This is a genomic window from Streptomyces avidinii (assembly GCF_045161815.1).
Lineage (GTDB): Bacteria > Actinomycetota > Actinomycetes > Streptomycetales > Streptomycetaceae > Streptomyces > Streptomyces avidinii.
Genome location: NZ_CP108863.1, coordinates 2,358,221 through 2,378,700 on the forward strand (window position 1 = coordinate 2,358,221; position 20,480 = coordinate 2,378,700).

The window sequence follows — 20,480 nt, forward strand, 5'->3', positions numbered from 1 at the left end:
CGTTCATTCTTCTGATCGGTTAGTCATATAGTTTGCGTACGTGACCAATTCCGTACGAAAAGTAGCTGCCGCAGCTGCCACGGCGATGCTCGGCGCCGTCCTCGCGGGATGCGGGGGCGGCGCCGGCGCGCCGGACGCCGGCCGCGAGGCCGCCCGTATGGGCACCCCCGCCGCCGCGGGCTCCGCCTCCCCGTCGGCCTCCGGATCGCCCGCCGCGGCTCCGCAGGCCGGTGCCCCCGCCAAGCCCCCGACCATGGCGCCGGGCCCGAACGGCCTGACCCCCGTCTTCGAGCGGGCGAAGCAGCAGACGGACAAGACCGTGGCGCTGACCTTCGACGCAGACATGACCTCCGATCAGGGGCCGCGCGCCGAGGGCGGGGAGCACTTCGACAACCCCGCGCTGATCTCGACCCTGCGCACCCTGAAGGTGCCGTCGACGATCTTCATGACGGGCCGCTGGGCCGAGGAGTACCCGGACCAGGCGAAGTCGATCGGCACCGACCCGAACTTCGAGATCGCGAACCACTCGTACAGCCACCACGCCTTCACGTCCCCCTGCTACGGGCTTCCCGCGCTCGACGCGGCGGCCGCCCGCGCCGACGTGGACCGGGCCTTCGCCGCCTTCCGGCAGGCGGGCGCGGTCAACACCGTCCCGTACTTCCGCTTCCCCGGCGGGTGCTACGACGACCAGGCGCTGCGGGCCGTGTCCACGGCCAAGGTCACGGCCGTCCAGTGGGACGTGGTCAGCGGGGACGCCTTCGCCAAGGACCCGGCCGCCGTGGCCGAGCAGGTGCTCGCCGGGGTGAAGCCCGGTTCGGTGGTGGTCATGCACTGCACGCGCAGCGCCGCCCCGGTCACCGAGGAGGCCGTGCAACGGATCGTCCCGGAGCTGCGCAAGCGCGGCTACCGCTTCGTGAAGGTCTCCGAGCTGATCGGGAAGTAGCGACTATCCGGAGCAGGCGGTGCGCTGGGCGTCCTGCCACTCGCACACCGGGCAGAGCACCACGCCCGGGGTCGCGACCCCGTACTCGGTGGGCTTCCCGCACTCCACGCAGTCCGCGTACGGCGGTCCGGGCACCCGCCCGGCCGGGGCGGCGGGGGCGGGGCAGTACGACGGGGTCGCGTCCGGCGAATCCATACCCGTGAGCCTACCGGCCCGGGCCGCGGAACCACTGCCGAGAACGGCCTCCACAACTGCCGTCCGCACACTGGTAGGAAAGTTTCCTTCCTGTTAGTGTCCCGGGCGGCGGCTTGGCGCGGTGCCCACCCCCACGGGCATGACGCGCTCAGCGAGAGCTCTGACCCGGCCGCCGTGGCGTCGTCCCCTGCCCGCCCGCGGACGGGTGCGGCGCCCCGCACCAGTGTCCAGCTCTCGCCGCCCTTCAAGGCAGGGAGTTCCAGGTATGCGCCTGAACGCCTCCGCTCGTCCCCCGCTGTTACGCGGCAGACTCCGCACCCTCCTCCTCGCCGGCGTCGCCGCACTCGCGCTCGTCGCCGCGCTGCTCCTGGCCTGGCCCGAACGGGCCGGGGCCGCCACCGATCCCCTCATATCGCGCGGCAAGCCGGCCACCGCGTCCTCCACCGAGAGCTCCTCGCTCTCCGCGAAGAACGCCTTCGACGGCGACCCGGCCACCCGCTGGGCCAGCGCCGAGGGCAAGGACCCGCAGTGGATCCGGGTCGACCTCGGCTCCCTCGCCACCGTCTCGCGGGTGCGCCTCACCTGGGAGGCTGCCTACGCCCGGGCGTACCGCGTCGAGGTGTCCGCCGACGGTGCCGCCTGGACCGCGCTCGCCACCGAGGCCGCCGGCAACGGCGGCGTCGACGACTGGACCGGCCTGTCCGGCAAGGGCCGGTACCTGCGCGTCCAGGGCACCGCGCGCGGAACCTCGTACGGCTACTCGCTCTTCGAGGCCGAGGTGTACGGCGCCGTCGACGGCGGGCCGCCGCCCGGCGGCTCCTTCACGGTCGTCGCCGCAGGTGACATCGCCGCCCAGTGCACCGCGTCGGACAGCGGCTGCGCGCATCCCAGAACAGCCGCGCTCGCCCAGCGGATCGACCCGAAGTTCTATCTGACGATGGGCGACAACCAGTACGACGACGCCCGGCTCTCCGACTACCGCGCCTACTACGACAAGAGCTGGGGCGCCTTCAAGGCCAAGACCCGCCCGGTCCCCGGCAACCACGAGACGTACGACCCGGCCGGCCCGCTCGCCGGGTACAAGTCGTACTTCGGCAGCATCGCCTTCCCCCAGGGCAAGAGCTACTACAGCTTCGACGAGGGCAACTGGCACTTCATCGCCCTCGACTCCAACTCCTTCGACCAGGCCGCCCAGCTCAATTGGCTGAAGGCCGACCTCGCCGCGAACACCAGGCAATGCGTCGCGGCCTACTGGCACCACCCGCTCTACTCGTCCGGCGGACACGGCAACGACCCGGTCTCCAAGCCGGTGTGGAAGATCCTGTACGCGGCCAGGGCCGACCTGGTCCTGAACGGGCACGACCACCACTACGAGCGGTTCGCCCCGCAGGACCCCGAGGGCCGGGCGACCGCCGACGGAATCGTGGAGATCGTCGGCGGGATGGGCGGCGCCGAGCCCTACCCGATCGAGGAGGTCCAGCCCAACAGCCAGAAGCGGATCAGCGGACCGTACGGCGTGGTGAAGCTGGACTTCACCGACTCCGGCTACGGGTGGACCTACGTCGCCACCGACGGCCAGGTCAAGGACACGAGCCCGAAGTACAGCTGCCACTGATGTACCTGGCCGCCAACGGCCGCCCGGACGCGCCGCCCCGCACCCCAGGGGCCCGGCGGCGCGTCCCCGCCACCGTCCTCGCGCTCGGCGCGGTCAGCCTCGTCACCGACATCTCCTCCGAGATGGTCACGGCGGTGCTGCCGCTCTACCTCGTCCTCGGCCTCGGCCTGACCCCCCTCCAGTTCGGCTTCCTGGACGGCATGTTCAACGGGGCCACCGCACTCGTACGGCTGCTCGGCGGCCGGCTCGCCGACCGCCGCGGCCACCACAAGCGGGTCGCCGGCGCCGGGTACCTGCTCTCCGCCCTCTCCCGGCTCGGACTGCTCCTCGCCGGGAGCGCCACCGGTGCGATCGCCGCGGCGCTCGCCGCCGACCGGCTCGGCAAGGGCATCCGTACCGCCCCGCGCGACGCCCTGATCTCCCTCAGCGGGCCTCCGGAGACCCTCGGCCGGTCCTTCGGCGTGCACCGCGCCATGGACACCACGGGTGCCCTGCTCGGGCCGCTCGCCGCGTTCGCCGTGCTGTGGGCCACCGCCGACGCCTATGACGCGGTGTTCGCCGTCAGTTTCTGCACCGGCCTGCTCGGTGTGCTCCTGCTCGTGGTGTACGTCCCGGCCGCGCCCGGTCCGGCCACCGCGCCCCCCGCGTCCCGGGCCGCCCCACCGCGGCCCTCGGTCCTGCGCGATCCGGCCTTCCGCCGCGTGCTGTACGCCTCGGCCCTGCTCGGCGCCACCACCATCGGCGACTCCTTCCTCTACCTGCTGCTCCTGCGCGGACTCGACCTGCCGCCCGTGCTGTTCACGCTGCTTCCGCTCGGGGCCGCCGCCGTCTACCTGCTGCTCGCCGTCCCCGCGGGCCGGATCGCCGACCGCACCGGGCGCCGGACGGCCTTCCTGATCGGGCACGCCGCCCTGCTCGGCGCGTACGCCCTGCTGCTCGCCCCCGTCGGGGCACCGACCGTCGTGGGGGTGCTCGCCCTGCTGGGCGTCTTCTACGCCGCCACCGACGGGGTCCTGATGGCGCTCGCCGCGCCCGCGCTGCCCGCGGCCGGCCGGGCGGGCGGGCTCGCCGTGCTGCAGACCGGCCAGGCGCTGGCCCGGCTGGTGGGCGCCGCCGGATTCGGGGCGGCCTGGACCCTCTGGGGGTCGCGGCCCGCCCTCTGGGCCGCGGCCCTCGCGCTGGCCGGGGCCCTCGCGGCCGCTTCGCGCATCATGCCCGCCGCTGTGCCCGCCGCTTCCCCGACCGCACCGGAGGCCCCGTGAACGCCCTTTCCCGCCGGCTCCGCCTCGCCCTCACCGTCACCGCGGTCCTGCTGCTGGCGGGCGGCTCGCTGGGGTACGTACTCCACGCGCGGCACCGCGAACAGCCGCCCGGGCAGCGGGCCGACGCCTCCTTCCGCCTCGAGGAGCCGGGCCTCTACTTCCGGGACACGGCGGGCGGGCGGGTCGCGCGCCAACCCGGCGCGGGTCTGCCCCGCGTGACCGGCGGCCCGTCCTGCGACCGCTTCCACACCGCCGGGGACCACGCGCTGTGCCTGCGCAAGCTGCCCGGGGTCCCGGCCCGTACCGAGGCCCTCGTACTCGACCGGGGGCTGCGGGAGGTCCGCAGAGTGACCGTTCCCGGCATCCCCAACCGGGCCCGCGTCTCGGCCTCGGGCCGGATCCTGTCGTGGACCACCTTCACGACCGGCGACTCCTACAACACCGCCGCGTTCTCCACCCGGACGGCGATCCTGGACCTGCGCACCGGCTACCTGATCAAGTCGATCGAGCAGATCCCGCTGACCCTCGGCGGGGCCCGCCACCACGACTCCGACGTCAACTACTGGGGCGTGACCTTCGCCGCCGACGACAACCGCTTCTACGCCACCGTCTCCACCCGGGGCGCCACCCACCTGGTCGAGGGCGACCTGCGCGCCTGGTCGGCGAAGGCACTGCGGGAGAACGCCGAGTGTCCCTCGCTGTCACCGGACGGCGCCCGCGTCGCCTTCAAGAAGAAGGTCTCCGACGACCCCCGGGCACCCTGGCGGCTGTACGTCCTGGACCTGGCGACGATGCGCGAGCAGCCGCTGGCCGAACCGCACAGCGTCGACGACCAGGCCGCCTGGCTCGACGACTCGACCCTCGCCTACGCCCTGCCCGGACAGGACGGCCGCACCAGCGACATCTGGTCGGTCCCGGCGGACGGCACGGGCCCACCCCGTCTCCTCGTCCCGGGCGGCTCCTCCCCCGCGAGCGTGGGCTAGGTCGTCTCTTTCGGACCTTGTCGGCCGAGCCCGCGGCGTCCGGTGCCGTGCCCGACAACGCGGCCGGGTGCGGTGCCGGGCGTCGCGGGCCCGGCAAGATCCGAAAGAGCCGGCCTAGCTCCTGCGCGCGGCGGCCAGGCAGGCCGCCGTGCCCGCCCCGGCGGCCAGCAGCAGCGCACCCGCCAGGGGCGCGAGGGGCAGCGGCGCCGTCCCCGAGCGCGCCGCCGTGACCAGGGCGGACACCGCGCCGTGGGCCGGGGAGAAGGCGAGCAGCCAGGCCAGCAGGGAACCGAGGGTCGCGGCCAGGACGCCGTAGCCCCGGCGCCGGACCAGCGGCCGGCTGCACAGGGCGCCCACGGCCGCGCCGGTCAGGGCGCAGGCCGCCACCGCGAGGGCTCCGGCGAGGGCGGCCGGGCCGGCTCCGGCGCCGGCACGGTCACCGATCAGCAGGGCCACGGCGGCCGCCGCGGCACCGGCGAGCAGCGCCCCGGCCAGGGCCGTGAGCAGGGCCGCGGCGTGCACCCGTACGGGCCCGGCCGCGGCGGCCGTGCAGTCGCGGGCCGCGTCGGGCTCGCCGGTCACGCAGATCCGGACCAGCCAGGCGGTGGCCGGGACCAGGCCGGCGGCCGCGAACCCGAGGGAGTCCAGCGCCGGGTCGCCCGGGCGGATCCCGGCGGCCACGAAGGCGGCGTACGTGATCAGGGGCGCGAGCCATCGCTGGGAGCGCAGGAGCAGCGCGCCCCGGTAACGGAGCAGGGCGGTCACCGGAGTTCCTCCACGGTGCGGATGTGCCAGGGCGGCCGGGCCGCGAGCAGTTCACTCAGGACCGCGTCGGAGCGTTCGGCGTCCACGGTGAGCAGCACTCCACCGCCGGGGGCGGGTGCGACGCCCGGGCCGGGGGGCAGCGGGCTGCCGGGCGGCCCGACCGCGTGGATCCGTACGCGGGGTCCGGCCGTCCGGGACCCGGGGACGAGGGTCCCGCCCTCGATCCGGTGGTGGGCGTCGGCAGCGCCCGCGAGCCGTCGCGGGTCGTGGTCGACGAACACGACGGTGCCTCCGGCGGCGGTGCGCTCGGTGACGGCGCGGTCCAGCTCGGCCCGGGCGGGGGCGTCCAGGCCGGTCCACGCCTCGTCGAGGACGAGCAGCCCCGGTTCGGCGAGCAGGGCCTGGGCGACGGCCACCTTCTGGCTGCTCCCCTTGGACAGTTCGGCCATCGGGGTGCGGGCGTACGCGGCGGCGCCGAACCGCTCCAGCCGGTCGGCCGCCCGGCGGGCCGCCTCGGCGCGCGGCAGTCCGTGCACCCGCCCCAGGTGGGTCAGGTAGGAGGCGGCCGTGAGCGGCAGCGCCGCCGGGAAGCGTTCGGGCACGTAGCCCGTGCGGGGCGGGCGGCCCGTGATGCGCCCCTCGGTCGGGGCGTCGATCCCCGCGAGGAGCCGCAGCAGGGTGGACTTGCCGCCGCCGTTGCCGCCCTCGATCCGTACGAGGGCGCCGCGCGGGAGTTCCAGGGTGATCCCGCGCAGCACCCAGGGCCGGCGCCGTCCGTAGCGGCGGCCCACACCGGTCAGGTTCAGTGCGCCGCCGCCGTCTCGGTGGCCTCGCTCGGGCGGACGATGACGAAGCCCTCGCCGCTCAGCTTCAGCTGGACCGCCTCGCCCGAGCCGCCGCGGATCATCGAGCCGACCGACTGGGAGCGGTGCAGGCCGGTCTCCAGCCGGGCGCTCCAGCCGACCACCGCGTCCGTGTCCACGTAGACCGGTGCCTGCGCGGTGACGGGGATGATGATCGGGTGGCCGTCGCAGACGACGGCGAGCTTGCCGGTGCCGGTGAAGAGGCTGTTGAAGAGACCGCCTCCGGTCATCCCGGCGCCCTTCACCATCTTGATCTCGTAGGACAGCGTGGTGTCGAAGCAGAGCACGTTGCGGCCGTTGATGGTGAGGGCGTCGCCCGGCTCGAAGTCGATGATGAAGCAGTTGCCCGCCCGGTGGGCGAACCAGGCCTCGCCCTGGCCGCGTACGGACATGAGCGCGAGGCCCTCGCCCGTCACGGCGCGCTTGAGCATGCCGCCTATGCCCTGCCCCTTGCGCTCGAACTGGAGGTTGCCGCGGAAGGCGACCATCGAGCCCTGGCGGGCCAGCATTTCACCGTTGACGTTGTACTTCACCGACTTGGCGTTCTGCAGACTCATGCCGGGGGCGACAGCCGCCTGGGCCAGGTTCTCGGACGCGAAAAGGTCACTCTTCATGGCTGCGATCCTCACCCGGGCCGCACACCCGGGGCGTCATCCTGAAGGTGGAGGCTGGCATCCTTGGCGGGATGAGCAGCCAGCACACCAACGACATCTCCGACGTCCCAGCGGTCGGGCAGGACAGCCCCTTCCGGCAGGAGCACGTACGGCGCGACGAGGCCCCGCAGTTCGTGCTGCCGCTGGTGGTGCGGATCGAGAAGGCCGAGCCGCCCGCCCGGACCGACGCTCTGGAGACGGCGGCCCGCGCGGTACTGGTCCTGCTCACCGACGAGCGGGCGCAGGGCGAGGGCGAGTGGGCCGGGGCGGTCCGCGACTGGCAGGACGCCCGGATCCGCAAGGTGGTCCGGCGGGCCCGCGGGGCGGAGTGGCGCAAGGCGGAGACCCTGCCGGGCGTCACGGTCCACGGGGACGGCGCGCAGGTGCGCGTCTTCCCGCCGGTGCCCCTCGACGGCTGGCCCAAAGAACTGGCCAAGCTCCAGGTGTCGGGCACCGATCTGGACGACCCGGAGCCGGTCGCCGCGGCCACGGAGCCGGGCCTGCCCGTGCTGTGGCTCAACCCGGGCCTCGACATGTCGGCCGGCAAGGCCATGGCCCAGGCCGGCCACGCGGCGCAACTGGCGTGGTGGGAGCTGACGGGGGCGGAGCGGGCCGCCTGGCAGGAGTCCGGTTTCCGGCTGTCGGTACGGACGGCCCCGCGGGAGCGGTGGGCGGAGCTCAGCGGGAGCGGGCTCCCGGTGGTCCGCGACGCCGGGTTCACCGAGATCGCGCCGGGCAGCGCGACGGTGGTCGCCGAGCATCCGGCGCTGCGGGCCCGGCTCTGACGGCCGGGCCCTGACGGCCGGGCCCTGACGGCCGGGCCCTGACGGCCGGGCCCTGACGGCCGGGCCCTGACGGCCGGGCCCTGACGGCCGGGCTCTGACGGCCGGGCTCCGCGCCGGCCGGCGGGAACCTCAAATGTTCCTCTGAACGTCCCCTTCTGCGGTTGGCGCGACTCCGTCGGGGCCATGACACCGGCACACGGTGCGACGAGAGGGGGCGAGGGGACATGAAACCCATGGCACACCTGGGGGTGGGCATCGGCTGGCGGCCGGAGATCGCGGACGCCGTCGAGCGGCTGACCGGCCTGGACTGGGTCGAGGTGGTGGCCGAGAACGTATGCCCGGGCCACCTGCCCGAGTCCCTGCTGCGGCTGCGCGAGCGGGGCACCCGCGTGGTGCCGCACGGGGTCTCGCTCGGCCTCGGCGGGGCCGACCGCCCCGATCCGGCGAAGCTGGCGGCGCTCGGCGAGCGGGCGGCGGCGCTGGGGGCGCCGCTCGTCACCGAGCACATCGCCTTCGTACGGACCTCCTCGCCGGTACTGGAGGCCGGGCACCTGCTGCCCGTTCCGCGCACCCGCGACGCGCTGGACGTGCTGTGCGAGAACGTGCGGATCGCGCAGGACGCCCTCCCGGTGCCGCTGGCCCTGGAGAACATCGCCGCGCTGTTCTCCTGGCCGGACGAGGAGCTGACGGAAGGGCAGTTCCTCACGGAGCTGGTCGAGCGGACCGGGGTCCGGCTGCTCATCGACGTGGCCAACCTGCACACCAACCGGGTCAACCGGGGCGAGGACCCGGCCGCCGTGCTGGACGCGATCCCGCTGGAGGCACTCGCGTACGTGCACGTGGCGGGCGGGATCGAACGGGACGGCGTCTGGCACGACACCCACGCGCACCCGGTGCCGCCGGTGGTGCTCGACCTGCTGGCCGAGCTGCGTTCCCGGGTGGACCCGCCGGGCGTCCTGCTGGAGCGGGACGACGACTTCCCGGCGGAGGCGGAGCTCGCGGGAGAACTGGCCGCGATCCGCGCGGTGGTGACGGCGGGACCGCCCGCCCCCGAGCGGCCGCCCACCCCGGAGCGGCCGGCCGTCGCCGGGTCCGGCCCGGCGGCCTGCGAGCCGCGCACGGTCGAGGAGCCGCGCCCGGTCGAGGAGTCGGCCCGGACCCGGGTGGCACTCGGACAGGCCGCGCTGCTGTCGGCCCTGGTGGCCGGGACCCCCGTGCCCGAGGGCTTCGACCGCCGGCGGATCCGGGTGCAGGCCCGTGCGCTGGCCGCCAAGCGGGCCGACGTGGTGGCCCGGCTGGCTCCCGAGCTGCCGGCGATCCTGGGAGGCCTGGAGCCGTACCGCGAGGCCTTCCTCTCCTACGCCAAGGGCCGCCCGATGACCGCCGGGTACCGCCGGGACGCGCTGGACTTCGCCGAGGACCTGCTGATCCGGGACCTGCCGGCCGATCCCGTCGCCCGGCGCCGGCTCACCTCCTGGTGGCGGGACCGGACCGGGGCCAGGCCGCCGCGCCGGATCGTGCGCTGGGCCCGGTCGCTCGCGGGGAGAGCGGCATGAACCTTCTCGCCGTGGCGATCTGGATCGCCGTCCTCACCTCCTCCCTCCTGCTGATCACCGGACTCCGCCGGTCCCGGTCCGCGCCCGCCGGACCCGCCCCCGGCCTGCACGACCTGTCCGAGGCCGCCTTCGTGGTGGGCGGCCCCGGCACCGTCGTGGATGCCGCGCTCGTCTCGATGCTCGGGGACGGCCGGCTGGTGGCGGGCGGTCCGGGGATCGTCCAGGTACACCCCGGGGCTCGGGCCACCGACCCCGCCGAGCGGGCCGTCCTCCAGGCCCACCGGGGGGCGCCCTCGGGATGGCTCTACCAGGTGCGCTACGCCGCCATGTGCGACCCGGCCGTCCAGGAGATCGGGGATGCGCTGGCCGCCCGCGGGCTGATCACCCCGCCCGGGTCCGGACTGCGGCGATGGCGTCGCTGGGGGCTGATTCAGGCCCTGGTGTGCGCGCTGCTGTTCCCGGTGTCGATGGTGCTGACCTTCGTCGCGCTCGCCGTCGACTCCGGCTCCGCGGTGCCCTTCGTCGTGAAGGTGCTGTTCGCCCTGGTGGGCGGCATCGTCGTGGGCCTGGTCTGCGCGGCCCGGGCCAAGAGCCGGGTCACCGGGGCCGGGGCGCGGGCGCTGCGCGCGATCCGCTCGGCCCATCTGAACGACCGGACCCCGCGCGTGCAGACCGCGCTGTTCGGGCTGCGCGGCTTGCGGGACCCGTACCTGCGCCAGCAGTTGGTGCCCGCCGCGCGCGGTACCCGGCTGGCCGCGGCCCAGTCGCACACGCGCTCCCACGGCACGGACAGCTCCGCGCACTGGTCCGGGGCCGAGGTGCTGCCGATCCTCTGGTGCGCCGGGAGCGGCGGCGGCGGTGGCGGCGGGTCGAGCTGCGGCAGCGGTTCGGGCTGCGGCGGCGGGTCGAGCTGCGGCTCCTCGGGAGGCGGCTGCGGCTCCTCCGGAGGCGGTTCCAGCTGTTCGAGCAGCAGCTCCAGCTGCGGCAGTTCGTCGAGCTGCGGCAGCTCGTCCAGCTCCAGCTGCGGCAGCAGCAGCTCCTGACCGCCGGGGGTACGGCAACCGGGGGCGGATTCCGCGGCAACGGGAGCATAGGCGCCGACACCCGGCGGTGATCCTTTACAAGTGCGGGGCCCGGGCCTCTCATCGGTTCATCGGATGAGAGGAAGGGGCCGCCATGCGGACGGGCCTGGTGGGGCGCACGGCCGCCGTGGCGGCGCTCTCGCTCCTCCTCTGCGCCCCGGCCCACCGGCCGGCCCACGCCGCGCAGAGCGCCCCGCCCGGCCCCCTCGGCGGGACGGCGGCCGAGGCCGCCGGCGCCGCCCTCGTCGCCCGCCGCGCCGCGGCCCGGGGCGGCGACGGCCTCCGCTTCGGCCGCTGTCCCGGGGTCGAGGGCCTCCCCGGCCCGGTCCGGTGCGCCACCCTGGACGTACCGCTCGACTACGCCCGCCCCGACGGCCCGCAGATCTCCCTCACCGTCAGCCGGATTGCCGCCACCGGCGCCCGCGGCGCCGTCCGCCAGGGCGCGCTGGTCCACAACCCCGGCGGCCCTGGAGCCTCCGGCATGCACTTCCCGCTCGTCGCCGACCTGCCGGGCTGGGAGCGGATCGCCGCCGCCTACGACCTCGTCGGCTACGCCCCGCGCGGCGTGGGCCGCTCCGCCCCGCTGTCCTGCCAGGACCCCGCCGCCCGGGCCGGGGGCCCCACCCGGGTACCGGCCGAGCCCTCCCCGGCGTACAAGAGGCAACGCCTCGCGGCCGCCCGGGCCTATGCCCGCGGCTGCGCACGGCGGGCGGGCTCGGCCCTGCCGTACTACACGACGCTCAACAACGTCCGCGATCTCGACGTCCTGCGGGCCGCGCTCGGCGAGCGGAAGCTGAGCTTCACGGGCGCCTCGTACGGCACGTACCTCGGGGCCGTCTACGCCACCCTGTACCCGGGCCGGGTCCGCCGGATGGTCCTGGACTCGGCGGTCGATCCCGACCCGCGCCGCATCTGGTACCGCAACAACCTCGACCAGTCGGCCGGCTTCGAGCGCCGCTGGTACGACTTCCGCGCCTGGGCGGCCCGGCACCACGACACGTACGCCCTCGGCGCCACTCCCGCGGCCGTACAGGCGAGCTACGAACGGGTCCGGGACGCGGTGGCCCGTACCCCGGCGGGCGGGGTCGTCGGCACCGGCGAGCTCCGGGCCGCCTACCTCCAGGCCGCGTACTACGACGATGTGTGGCCGGACCGGGCGGCGGCCCTCGCGGCCCACCTGCGCGGCGATCCCGCGCCGCTGACCGCCCAGGCCGCGCCCGCCCCCGACCCGGAGACGGCGGCCGGGGCCGAGAACGCGACGGCGGTGTACACGGCGGTGCTGTGCAACGACGCCCCGTGGCCCGCGGACTGGGAGACCTGGGACCGCGACAACACCGATCTGGCCCGCAGGGCCCCCTTCGAGACCTGGGACAACGCCTTCCTGAACCTGCCGTGCGCCTCCTGGCCGGTGCGCGAGCGGCAGCGGCCGGTGGCGGTCGGGGCCCAGCCGGAGCGGCTGCCGCCGACCCTGGTGGTCGCGGCGGAGCGGGACGGGGCGACACCGTACCCGGGCGCGCTGGAACTCCAGCGGCGGCTCGGCGCCGGGGCTTCGCTGGTGACGGAGGCGGGGGCCGGCTCCCACGGAGTGGTCGGCGCAGGCAATGACTGCGTGGACCGTCACGTGGAGCGGTATCTGCTGACGGGCGCCACCCCGGGGTGGCGCGTCACGTGCGCGCCGCATCCGGAGCCCGCACCGGTGTCGCTGGACGACCGGGCAGCGAGTGCCCGCAGGGCGCTGCTGCCGCCAGTCGTCTGAACTTCCGGGCGGGATCTCCGGCTGCGTCGTTTCGGGGGCAGGGGCCGTCTTTCGGACCAGCCTCCCGATCCACCGGAGGAACTCACCTGACGGTGTGGTCGTCCTCCGGTCCTTCCCCCCAGGGGAGGTATCAGGCGAGCCCGGCGACCAGGTCGGCGACGGACTTGCGGCGCCCGGTGTAGAAGGGCACCTCTTCACGGACGTGCATACGGGCCTCGGAGGCACGCAGGTGACGCATGAGGTCGACGATGCGGTACAGCTCGTCCGCCTCGAAGGCCAGCATCCACTCGTAGTCGCCCAGAGAGAAGGAGGCGACGGTGTTGGCGCGCACGTCGGGGTAGCCACGCGCCATCTTGCCGTGGTCGGCGAGCATACGGCGGCGGTCCTCGTCGGGCAGCAGGTACCAGTCGTAACTGCGCACGAAGGGGTACACGCTGACGTAGTCGCGCGCGACCTCGTCGGCCAGGAAGGCCGGAATGTGCGACTTGTTGAACTCGGCCGGACGGTGCAGGGCCATGTTCGACCACACCGGCTCCAGCGCGCGGCCCAGCCTGGTGCGGCGGAACAGGTTGTAGGCGGTCTGCAGCTCGTCCGCCGTCTCGGCGTGCCACCAGATCATGACGTCGGCGTCGGCACGCAGGCCGGAGACGTCGTAGGTGCCGCGGACGGTGATGTCCTTGGCGCCCAGCTGGTCGAAGAGCTCCTGGACCTCGTCGGCGTAGCCGCTCCGGTCCTCGGGAAGAACGTCCTTCAGCTTGAAGACGGACCACAGGGTGTAGCGGATGACCTCGTTGAGGTCCTTCGCCTTCTTCCCCGCGTTGGGAATCTTCTCTGGTGCAGTCATGTGCCTATTGTCCCGTGCGCTGATCAGTGGTCGGTGCCAGGGGTGCCGTACGCGCACCCAGCGCGGCGATCACCGCGTCCGCGGCCTTGCCGGCGCTCGCGACGCAGGCCGGGATGCCCACGCCGTCGTAGACCGCGCCACACACCGCAAGGCCCGGCAGGGCGGCGACGGCGCCGCGGATCCGGGCGACGCGGTCGAGGTGGCCGACCGGGTACTGGGGCAGCCCGCCGTCCCAGCGGGTGACGGTGGAGGCGACCGGCCGGGCCGCCAGGCCCACGGCCTCGCCGAGGTCGGCGAGGGAGACGTCGACGAGCTCGCCGTCCTCGCGCAGCAGGTCGCTCTCGTCCGCGTAGCGGCCCACCGAGGTGCGCAGCAGGAAGAGTTCCGGATCCGCTCCGGCCCAGGCCCACTTGTTGCTGGAGAAGGTGGAGGCCTTGATGGTCCGGCCGTCGACGGGCGGTACGAGGAATCCGCTGGCGCCGCCGCGGGAGACGGCCGCCGGCAGGTCGGAGCGGCGGAAGGCCATCGTGATCAGGGCCATCGAGGCGTACTCGACCCCGCGCAGCTCGGCGGCCGCGGTCGGCGCGAGCCCGTCCAGCAGGCGGGCGGCGGCCCCGGCCGGGGTGGCCAGGATCACGGCGTCGGCCTCGATGACCTCGGCGTCGGCCACCACCCGCCAGCCTTCGGCGGTACGGACGACCTCGCGGACGGGGGCGCCGGTGACGAGCCGCGCCCCGGCCGCCCGGCAGGCCTCGGCCACGGCGAGCGGGAGCCGTCCGATGCCGCCGTCGATACCGGCGAAGACCGGGCCGGCCTGCTGGGGCGCGGCCTCCGCCCGGCGCTGCAGCTCGCGTACGCCGTCGCAGAGGAGGGCGTGCGTGCGGGCGGCCTCGAAGAGCTGGGGCACGGCGGCCCGCATGGAGATCCGGTAGGCGTCGCCCGCGTAGACCCCGCCGAGCAGCGGTTCCACCAGCCGGTCGACGACCTCGCGGCCGAGGCGGGCCGCGACGTACTCGCCGACGGCGACGTCCTCGCCGATCTCGGTGGGCGGCAGCGTCCGCTCGGCCTCGATGCGGGCCAGGCCCTCGGCGGAGAGCACCCCGGAGGCGGCGAGCGGTGCCAGGTCGCCGGGGACGCCCATGACGTGGCCGCGCGGCATCGGACGCAGCGCGCCGCGGGTCCACAGGTGGGCGGTGGCGGTGGCGGGCGCCTGCACGGCTTCGCCGAGGCCGACGGCCTCGGCGAGCGCCACCGCCTCGGGACGGCGGGCGAGCATGGATTCGGCGCCGAGGTCGACGCGCGCCCCGGCGAGCTCACCGGCGTACAGCTTGCCGCCGAGCCGCGGTCCGGCCTCCAGCAGGGTGACGCGGACGCCTTCGCCGAGCAGCCGGTGGGCTGCCGCGAGGCCCGCGATGCCGCCCCCGATGACGACGACGTGGCCCGGGGAGCCGGTGGACCGGGGGGAGGAGCCCGGCCGATCCGTACGCATGTCCGCTTCGTGCATGGACACATCGTCTCAGATCGATCTCCGAGGCCGGACCGTGACCGCATCGGGATCGGCCCGGGACCGTGGATTCGAAACCCGCGACGGGACTCTGGACGTCGAACCGGCAACACCAGCCGATCCTCGGGGGTTTACAGCGATGCGCAGCTTCGACAGACACCGTTCCGCGGCGGCCCTGGCCGCCCTCTCACTGGCCGGGGCGCTCGCGCTCACCGGCTGCGGCGCGAGCGGCCAGGGTTCCGCCGGCGACAAGGCGGCCGTGGCGCCCGCCGCCGACGGCAAGGCCCCGGAGGGCGCCGCGGCGGCCCCGGCGCCGGCCGGGTCCGCGGGGGCCTCCGGCTCCGGCGCCGCCGGCAGGACCGACCGGCCGCCGGCCGTGGTCCGCCCGAACGTGATCCGTACGGCGACGCTGGGCATCGAGACGGAGGACGTCCAGAAGACGCTCGCCGCGGCCCGCACGGCCGCCGACGGAGCGGGCGGCTACGTCGGCAACGAGTCCACCAAGCGCGGCGAGGACGGCCGGATGACCTCGACGCTGACCCTGCGGGTACCGGGCGAGCAGTACGACGCGGTGCTCGGCGCGATGGAGGGCAGCGGAAAGCTCCTGCACCGCAAGGTCGACGCGCAGGACGTCACCGAGAAGGTCGCCGACATCGGCAGCCGCGTGGCGTCACAGCAGGCCAGCGTGGCGCGGGTGCGGGAGATGATGGGCAAGGCCTCGGCGCTGAGCGAGGTGGTGATGCTGGAGAGCGAGCTGTCCCGCCGCCAGTCCGACCTGGAGTCGCTGCTGGCGCAGCAGACGGCGCTGAAGGACCAGACCTCGCTGGGCACGATCACGCTGGAGGTCTCGGAGCCCGCCGCGAAGCCGGCGGCGGAGAAGAAGGAGAAGAAGAAGGAGCCCACCTTCCTGGGGGCCCTGGGCGGCGGTTGGGACGTCTTCACCAAGGTCCTGCGCTACCTGACGGTGGCGGTGGGCGCGGTGCTGCCGTTCGTGCTGACGGCCGCGGTGGTGGCGCTGCTGGTCCGGCTGTACCGGCGGTGGCGTCCGGCGGCGCCGAGGACGGGCCCGGTGGCGAAGCGGGTGACGGTGCCGGCGGCCCGGAAGGCACCGGACACCGAGGCCGACGTACAGGACTGAACGCGCGTTCGGCCGTAGCGTGTTCACCATCCGATGATGGTGAAGGGGCGGTACGGACGATGGCGACGGAACGACTGGTGGTGGTCGGCGGTGACGCGGCGGGGATGTCCGCCGCGTCACAGGCCCGCAGGCTCAAGGGCCCGGCGGAGCTGGAGATCGTCGCCTTCGAGCGGGGGCACTTCACCTCGTACTCCGCGTGCGGGATCCCGTACTGGGTCGGCGGCCGGGTCTCCGAGCGCGACGACCTGATCGCCCGCACCCCCGAGGAGCACCGCGCCCGGGACATCGATCTGCGCACGCGGACCGAGGTCGTGGAGCTCGATCTCCCCGGATCCCGGGTCCGCGCCCGCGACCTGGAGACCGGATCCGAATCCTGGACGGGCTACGACAAGCTCGTCCTGGCGACCGGCGCCCGCCCGGTCCGCCCCCGGCTCCCCGGGATCGGCGCGCACGGGGTCCACGGCATCCAGACCCTGGACGACGGCCAGCGCCTGATGGACACCCTGCGGCGCACCGGGGGCCGCCGGGCGGTCGTGGTCGGCGCCGGCTACATCGGCGTGGAGATGGCCGAGGCACTGGTGGAGCGGGGCTACGAGGTCACCGTCCTGCACCGGGGCGAGCAGCCGATGGCCACGCTGGACCCGGACATGGGCGGCCTGGTGCACAGCGCGATGAACCGCATGGGGATCCGTACGGTCTCCCGCGCCGAGGTGACGAAGATCCTCACCGACGAGGAGGGCCGGGCCCGTGCGGCGGCCACGTCGGCGGGCGAGGAGTACGAGGCGGACGTGGTCGTGCTCGGCATCGGCGTCGAGCCGCGCACGGCGCTCGCCCGCGCCGCCGGCCTCCCCCTCGGCCCGTCGGGCGGCATCCTCACCGACCTCTCGATGCGCGTCCGGGGCCACGAGAACATCTGGGCGGGCGGCGACTGCGTGGAGGTCCTGGACCTGGTCGCGGGCCGCACCCGGCACATCCCGCTCGGCACGCACGCCAACAAGCACGGCCAGGTCATCGGCTCGGGCGTGGGCGGCGGCTACGCGACCTTCCCCGGGGTGGTCGGCACGGCGGTCAGCAAGGTCTGCGACCTGGAGATCGCCCGTACGGGGCTGCGCGAGCGGGACGCGCTGGAGGCGGGCCTGCGGTTCGTGACCGCCACCATCACCTCCACCAACACGGCGGGCTACTACCCGGGCGCGGCGGAGATGACGGTGAAGATGCTGGCGGAACGCCGCACGGGCCGCCTCCTCGGGGTCCAGATCGTCGGTGGCGCGGGGGCCGCGAAGCGGGTGGACATCGCGGCGGTGGCCCTCACGGCGGGGATGACGGTGGACCAGGTGGTGTCCCTGGACCTGGGCTACGCCCCGCCGTTCTCCCCCGTCTGGGACCCGATCCTGGTGGCGGCCCGCAAGGCCGTCTCGGCGGTCCGCTCGGCCGGGGTCTGACGGGCGGCCCGTGCGGGCCGCGGTCCGGCCGCACCCGGCAGGCGGCATCAGCCGAATCCGGCCCCGCCGGCGTTCGAGGCGGACCTCGGGCCGGCCGGCGTTCGAGGCCCACCCGTTCGGACGCCCGTCGGTTGCCCGGCGCACCGACCGCCGGTGTCATGACAGGCAGGGTCTGTCGGCACCCGTGGACCCTCCCCCGTACGAAGGGCCCGCGATGCGCAGCACCGGCATATCGACACCGCTGCGAGGCGCGGCGGGGCTGGCGGCAGGAGCCCTACTGGCGCTGACGGCGGCGGCCGGTGTGGCGTCGGCGGGCGGTCCGGGCGGAGGCGGCGACAGCGGCGGCCGCGCGTTGCGCTGGCGGCCGTGCTCCGGGCCGGCGCAGGCGGGCTTCGACTGCGCGGTGGCGAAGGTGCCGCTGGACCACGCCGCCCCTTCGGGCCGGACGATCGACCTGGCGGTGATCCGCCGCGGGGCGGCCGACCCGCGGCGGCGCGCCGGGTCGCTGTTCTTCAACCCCGGTGGGCCCGGTGGCCCCGGGACCCTCGGACTGCCCGAGCTGTACGGCAAGTTTCCGCAGGAGCTGAAGGACCGCTTCGACATCGTCAGCTGGGATCCGCGCGGCGTCGGGGAGAGTACGGCGGTGCGCTGCTTCGACACCGCCGCCGAGGCCGCGGCCTGGCACAAGGACGTCCCGCCGTTCCCCGTGGGCCCCCAGGAGCAGCGGGCCTACATAGCTGCGCACGTCGAGCTCGCCGAGCGGTGCGAGCGGCGGGATCCGCAGCTGATGCGCCACGTCTCGACCGCCGACACCGCGCGCGACCTGGACCTGCTCCGCCGGGCGGTGGGAGAGGACCGGCTGCGCTACTGGGGCATCTCGTACGGCACGCTGCTCGGCGCGACGTACGCGAACCTCTTCCCCGACCGGGTCGGGCGGCTCGTGGTCGACGGCAACGTCGACCCGCAGGAGTGGATGGACCACGGCGCGCGCGCCGAGCCCGGGCTGAACACCTTCCTGCGCCTCGGCTCGGACCTCGGATCCGCCGACACGCTCGCGCAGTTCCTCGACCGCTGCGGCCGGGCGCCGGCGTCCCGCTGCCCGTTCTCCGCGGGGAGCCCGGCCGCGACCCGGGCCAAGTACGACACCCTGCTGACGCGTCTCGAAGGGCGGCCGGTCGGAAGCTGGACGTACGCCCGGGCGGTGAGCGAGGTCCGCGGCGGGCTCTACACCGTGCACCCGGGCTGGGCCGGGACGGCCGACATGCTTCAGGCCCTGTGGCAGGGACGGGCGCCCGACGAGCCCCCGGCGCCGACCGGGCCCGACCACTACCCCGGGTTCGAACAGTCGCTCGCCGTCCTGTGCTCCGAGAGCCCCAACCCCGCTTCCCCGCAACGCTACGCCGAGCTGGAGAAGCGGGCCGTGCAGCGGGCCGGGGCGCTCGGCCGGTGGTGGGCGTGGGCGAACGAGCCGTGCACGGCGTGGCCGGCCCGGGCCGCCGACCGGTACACGGGCCCGTGGAACCGGACCACCGCGCACCCGGTGCTGGTGGTCAACACGGTGCACGACCCGTCGACCCCCTACCGCGGCGGGCAGGCGATGGCCGCGGAGCTCGCCGGGGCCCGGCTGCTGACGCTCGACGGTTACGGGCACACCGCGCTGGACAACCCGAGTGCCTGCGTGAAGCGTCATGTGGTGCGGTACGTCCTGACCGGCGCGCTCCCGCCGCAGGGGGCGCGGTGCGGGCAGGACACCCCGCCGTTCGCGGCGGCGCCGGAACTGTCCCCGTCCGCCGCCTCGTCGCCCCGCCCGGACGCGGCGGGCGGACGGGAGACGGGACACTTCCTCACGTCCTGGATGCTGCGTCCGCCCGGCCCCTTCCCCGCCCGTCCGGTCCGGGCCGAGCCGTGGATCCGGAGCGGACGTCCTCACCGTTGAGGCCGGCGCGCTGCCCGGAGTTCGGAGCGGACCAGTTCCAGGAGGCGGCCCGTCCAGTTGCGGCCGCCGCGGGGGTCCTCGTCGCGCCAGAAGGGGGCGTCGGAGAAACCGGTGTAGCTGATGCCCGCTTCGCCAGTGGCGAGCAGCAGGTCCGCGAGGTCGGGGTGCTGGTCGAACTTGGCCCGCAGCAGCCCGGCCATGACGGCGAGCCGCACACCGGACCAGTCGGCACGCCGCGCCGCACGCCCGCCCTCTTCCCGCGCCTCGTCGGCGGTGGCGGCGGAGCGGATGCGCTCGTGGTCGGCGGGGGCCGCGGCCGAGAGGGCCCAGTAGCCGTGGACCACGGTGGGGTAGGTCTGCCCCGCGTACGTGAAGGGGGCGTCGTGGTCGTTGCGCAGCGCGAAGTCGCCGGGTTCGGCGGGTGGGCCCTGCGGGTACACGGTCTGATGGAGGACGACCGGGGGCTGCGGGGCACCGCTCGGGTCGTCCGCGTGCAGGACGGCCCGCCGCTCTTCGGCCCGCTCCACGCCCTCCTCAAGGTCGGTGAAGTAGGCGAGGGCCTCCCGGTGCAGCTCGTGCGTCACCACCGGGCCGTCTCCGTCCACCGCCTCGCCCGGGTCGGTCACCAGGATCCGCAGCGGCCGGTCCTGGCTGTCCATGTCGCCCAGGACGTAGACCCGCCGGTGGGCGGGGACGGCGAGGTAGGCGTCCCGGAGCCGGACCCGTCGCTCCTGTGTCGGCTCCGCCAGGTGGGCGCGGATGGCGTCCCAGCACCGGTCGGCCGCCGTCGGCCTGCCGGCCAGCCGGGCGATCTCGTCGGCGACTTCCAGGAGGAAGCTCTCGTCCGTCCTCGGTTCCGGGCTGCGGGACCGCCATTTCGACGGCTCGGCGGGACGCTCCCGGACTCCCGGCGGGTCCAGTGCGAGCTTCCCCGAGGCCAGCAGCCTCCCCAGCCCGGCCAGGTCGGTCTCCTCGTACCGCCCGCGGGTGATCCTGCCGTCCGCGTAGACGAAGAGGTGCTCGGTGTGGTGCTCGTCCAGCCAGTCGTGCTTGCTCTCGACGAGGCACCAGACCCCGTCGATGGTTTCTCCGTCGGATATGCGAAACGTCGGCCCGTGCCATGTCATGCATGGCACGGTACCGACGTTTCGATCTTGC

Annotated in this window: 18 protein-coding genes; 11 read left to right on the forward strand and 7 right to left on the reverse strand. The window is 74.9% G+C overall.

Annotated elements, in window-relative coordinates; translation table 11 throughout:
- Positions 1-85: 85 nt before the first annotated feature.
- The gene (locus OG373_RS10415) at positions 86-943 is read left to right on the forward strand and encodes a polysaccharide deacetylase family protein (protein ID WP_405444013.1); all 858 of its coding nucleotides are present in this window, start codon (positions 86-88) and stop codon (positions 941-943) included.
- A gap of 3 nt (positions 944-946) precedes the next feature.
- Here OG373_RS10415 and OG373_RS10420 read toward each other — a convergent pair whose 3' ends face one another.
- Positions 947-1,138: a hypothetical protein gene (locus tag OG373_RS10420; RefSeq protein WP_397729933.1), complete on the reverse strand. Its 192-nt coding sequence runs from the start codon at positions 1,136-1,138 to the stop codon at positions 947-949.
- A gap of 265 nt (positions 1,139-1,403) precedes the next feature.
- Between OG373_RS10420 and OG373_RS10425 the strand changes: the two genes are divergently transcribed.
- From OG373_RS10425 to OG373_RS10435, 3 genes are read left to right on the forward strand one after another with little or no spacing between them, the layout of a single operon-like run.
- Entirely contained in the window at positions 1,404-2,753 is a 1,350-nt protein-coding gene (locus OG373_RS10425; RefSeq protein ID WP_405437685.1) for a discoidin domain-containing protein, read from the forward strand.
- Positions 2,753-4,015: an MFS transporter gene (locus tag OG373_RS10430; RefSeq protein ID WP_405437688.1), complete on the forward strand. Its 1,263-nt coding sequence runs from the start codon at positions 2,753-2,755 to the stop codon at positions 4,013-4,015. Before OG373_RS10425 ends, OG373_RS10430 begins: the two co-directional genes overlap by 1 nt.
- Positions 4,012-4,998, forward strand: coding sequence for a TolB family protein (locus tag OG373_RS10435; protein ID WP_405437690.1), 987 nt, complete (start codon positions 4,012-4,014; stop codon positions 4,996-4,998). Before OG373_RS10430 ends, OG373_RS10435 begins: the two co-directional genes overlap by 4 nt.
- 114 nt (positions 4,999-5,112) lie before the next feature.
- Here OG373_RS10435 and OG373_RS10440 read toward each other — a convergent pair whose 3' ends face one another.
- From OG373_RS10440 to OG373_RS10450, 3 genes are read right to left on the reverse strand one after another with little or no spacing between them, the layout of a single operon-like run.
- Positions 5,113-5,763 carry an ABC transporter gene (locus OG373_RS10440; protein ID WP_405437692.1) on the reverse strand — a complete coding sequence of 217 codons (651 nt, stop codon included), beginning with the start codon at positions 5,761-5,763 and terminating at the stop codon, positions 5,113-5,115.
- A complete protein-coding gene (locus OG373_RS10445; RefSeq protein WP_405444014.1) occupies positions 5,760-6,569 on the reverse strand; it encodes an ATP-binding cassette domain-containing protein in 810 nt (269 codons plus the stop codon). The genes OG373_RS10440 and OG373_RS10445 overlap by 4 nt, the downstream gene beginning before the upstream one ends.
- A complete protein-coding gene (locus tag OG373_RS10450) occupies positions 6,566-7,240 on the reverse strand; it encodes an AIM24 family protein (RefSeq protein ID WP_405437694.1) in 675 nt (224 codons plus the stop codon). Before OG373_RS10450 ends, OG373_RS10445 begins: the two co-directional genes overlap by 4 nt.
- 71 nt (positions 7,241-7,311) lie before the next feature.
- Between OG373_RS10450 and OG373_RS10455 the strand changes: the two genes are divergently transcribed.
- The 4 genes from OG373_RS10455 (at position 7,312) to OG373_RS10470 (ending at position 12,458) form a co-directional block, all read left to right on the forward strand.
- Entirely contained in the window at positions 7,312-8,064 is a 753-nt protein-coding gene (locus tag OG373_RS10455) for an aminoacyl-tRNA hydrolase (protein WP_405437695.1), read from the forward strand.
- Between the two features lie 224 nt (positions 8,065-8,288).
- Complete coding sequence (locus OG373_RS10460) at positions 8,289-9,620, forward strand: DUF692 domain-containing protein (RefSeq protein WP_405437697.1); 1,332 nt, start codon at positions 8,289-8,291, stop codon at positions 9,618-9,620.
- Positions 9,617-10,663 (forward strand): TIGR04222 domain-containing membrane protein, encoded by a 1,047-nt coding sequence (locus OG373_RS10465; protein WP_405437699.1) that lies wholly within the window; start codon positions 9,617-9,619, stop codon positions 10,661-10,663. Before OG373_RS10460 ends, OG373_RS10465 begins: the two co-directional genes overlap by 4 nt.
- A gap of 133 nt (positions 10,664-10,796) precedes the next feature.
- The gene (locus OG373_RS10470) at positions 10,797-12,458 is read left to right on the forward strand and encodes an alpha/beta hydrolase (protein WP_405437701.1); all 1,662 of its coding nucleotides are present in this window, start codon (positions 10,797-10,799) and stop codon (positions 12,456-12,458) included.
- A 130-nt stretch (positions 12,459-12,588) separates the two neighbouring features.
- Here the strand turns inward: OG373_RS10470 and hemQ are convergent, their stop codons facing one another.
- Together hemQ and hemG are read right to left on the reverse strand one after the other, a co-directional pair.
- Positions 12,589-13,302, reverse strand: a complete 714-nt coding sequence (gene hemQ, locus OG373_RS10475) for a hydrogen peroxide-dependent heme synthase (RefSeq protein WP_052876931.1) — start codon at positions 13,300-13,302, stop codon at positions 12,589-12,591.
- A gap of 4 nt (positions 13,303-13,306) precedes the next feature.
- Positions 13,307-14,791, reverse strand: a complete 1,485-nt coding sequence (gene hemG / locus OG373_RS10480; protein ID WP_405444015.1) for a protoporphyrinogen oxidase — start codon at positions 14,789-14,791, stop codon at positions 13,307-13,309.
- 154 nt (positions 14,792-14,945) lie between these two features.
- On the opposite strand from hemG, the gene OG373_RS10485 reads away from it, so the two are divergent.
- The 3 genes from OG373_RS10485 (at position 14,946) to OG373_RS10495 (ending at position 19,322) form a co-directional block, all read left to right on the forward strand.
- Positions 14,946-15,944, forward strand: coding sequence for a DUF4349 domain-containing protein (locus tag OG373_RS10485; protein ID WP_405437703.1), 999 nt, complete (start codon positions 14,946-14,948; stop codon positions 15,942-15,944).
- Positions 15,945-16,003: 59 nt separating this feature from the next.
- Positions 16,004-17,386 carry an FAD-dependent oxidoreductase gene (locus OG373_RS10490; RefSeq protein WP_405437705.1) on the forward strand — a complete coding sequence of 461 codons (1,383 nt, stop codon included), beginning with the start codon at positions 16,004-16,006 and terminating at the stop codon, positions 17,384-17,386.
- A gap of 214 nt (positions 17,387-17,600) precedes the next feature.
- A complete protein-coding gene (locus OG373_RS10495) occupies positions 17,601-19,322 on the forward strand; it encodes an alpha/beta hydrolase (RefSeq protein ID WP_405437706.1) in 1,722 nt (573 codons plus the stop codon).
- On the opposite strand, the gene OG373_RS10500 is transcribed toward OG373_RS10495, so the two are convergent.
- Positions 19,313-20,449: an NADAR family protein gene (locus tag OG373_RS10500; RefSeq protein WP_405437708.1), complete on the reverse strand. Its 1,137-nt coding sequence runs from the start codon at positions 20,447-20,449 to the stop codon at positions 19,313-19,315. The two genes, OG373_RS10495 and OG373_RS10500, sit on opposite strands and share 10 nt — an antisense overlap.
- Between the last annotated feature and the right edge of the window lie 31 nt (positions 20,450-20,480).

What these genes read in the sequence shown, in the direction of transcription:
- OG373_RS10415 (WP_405444013.1), top strand. Translation starts at nt 86, where the DNA reads ATGCTCGGCGCCGTCCTCGCGGGATGCGGGGGCGGCGCCGGCGCGCCG.
- OG373_RS10420 (WP_397729933.1), bottom strand. Translation starts at nt 1,138, where the DNA reads ATGGATTCGCCGGACGCGACCCCGTCGTACTGCCCCGCCCCCGCCGCC.
- OG373_RS10425 (WP_405437685.1), top strand. Translation starts at nt 1,404, where the DNA reads ATGCGCCTGAACGCCTCCGCTCGTCCCCCGCTGTTACGCGGCAGACTC.
- OG373_RS10430 (WP_405437688.1), top strand. Translation starts at nt 2,753, where the DNA reads ATGTACCTGGCCGCCAACGGCCGCCCGGACGCGCCGCCCCGCACCCCA.
- OG373_RS10450 (WP_405437694.1), bottom strand. Translation starts at nt 7,240, where the DNA reads ATGAAGAGTGACCTTTTCGCGTCCGAGAACCTGGCCCAGGCGGCTGTC.
- OG373_RS10455 (WP_405437695.1), top strand. Translation starts at nt 7,312, where the DNA reads ATGAGCAGCCAGCACACCAACGACATCTCCGACGTCCCAGCGGTCGGG.
- OG373_RS10460 (WP_405437697.1), top strand. Translation starts at nt 8,289, where the DNA reads ATGAAACCCATGGCACACCTGGGGGTGGGCATCGGCTGGCGGCCGGAG.
- OG373_RS10465 (WP_405437699.1), top strand. Translation starts at nt 9,617, where the DNA reads ATGAACCTTCTCGCCGTGGCGATCTGGATCGCCGTCCTCACCTCCTCC.
- OG373_RS10470 (WP_405437701.1), top strand. Translation starts at nt 10,797, where the DNA reads ATGCGGACGGGCCTGGTGGGGCGCACGGCCGCCGTGGCGGCGCTCTCG.
- hemQ (WP_052876931.1), bottom strand. Translation starts at nt 13,302, where the DNA reads ATGACTGCACCAGAGAAGATTCCCAACGCGGGGAAGAAGGCGAAGGAC.
- hemG (WP_405444015.1), bottom strand. Translation starts at nt 14,791, where the DNA reads ATGCGTACGGATCGGCCGGGCTCCTCCCCCCGGTCCACCGGCTCCCCG.
- OG373_RS10485 (WP_405437703.1), top strand. Translation starts at nt 14,946, where the DNA reads ATGCGCAGCTTCGACAGACACCGTTCCGCGGCGGCCCTGGCCGCCCTC.
- OG373_RS10490 (WP_405437705.1), top strand. Translation starts at nt 16,004, where the DNA reads ATGGCGACGGAACGACTGGTGGTGGTCGGCGGTGACGCGGCGGGGATG.
- OG373_RS10495 (WP_405437706.1), top strand. Translation starts at nt 17,601, where the DNA reads ATGCGCAGCACCGGCATATCGACACCGCTGCGAGGCGCGGCGGGGCTG.
- OG373_RS10500 (WP_405437708.1), bottom strand. Translation starts at nt 20,449, where the DNA reads ATGACATGGCACGGGCCGACGTTTCGCATATCCGACGGAGAAACCATC.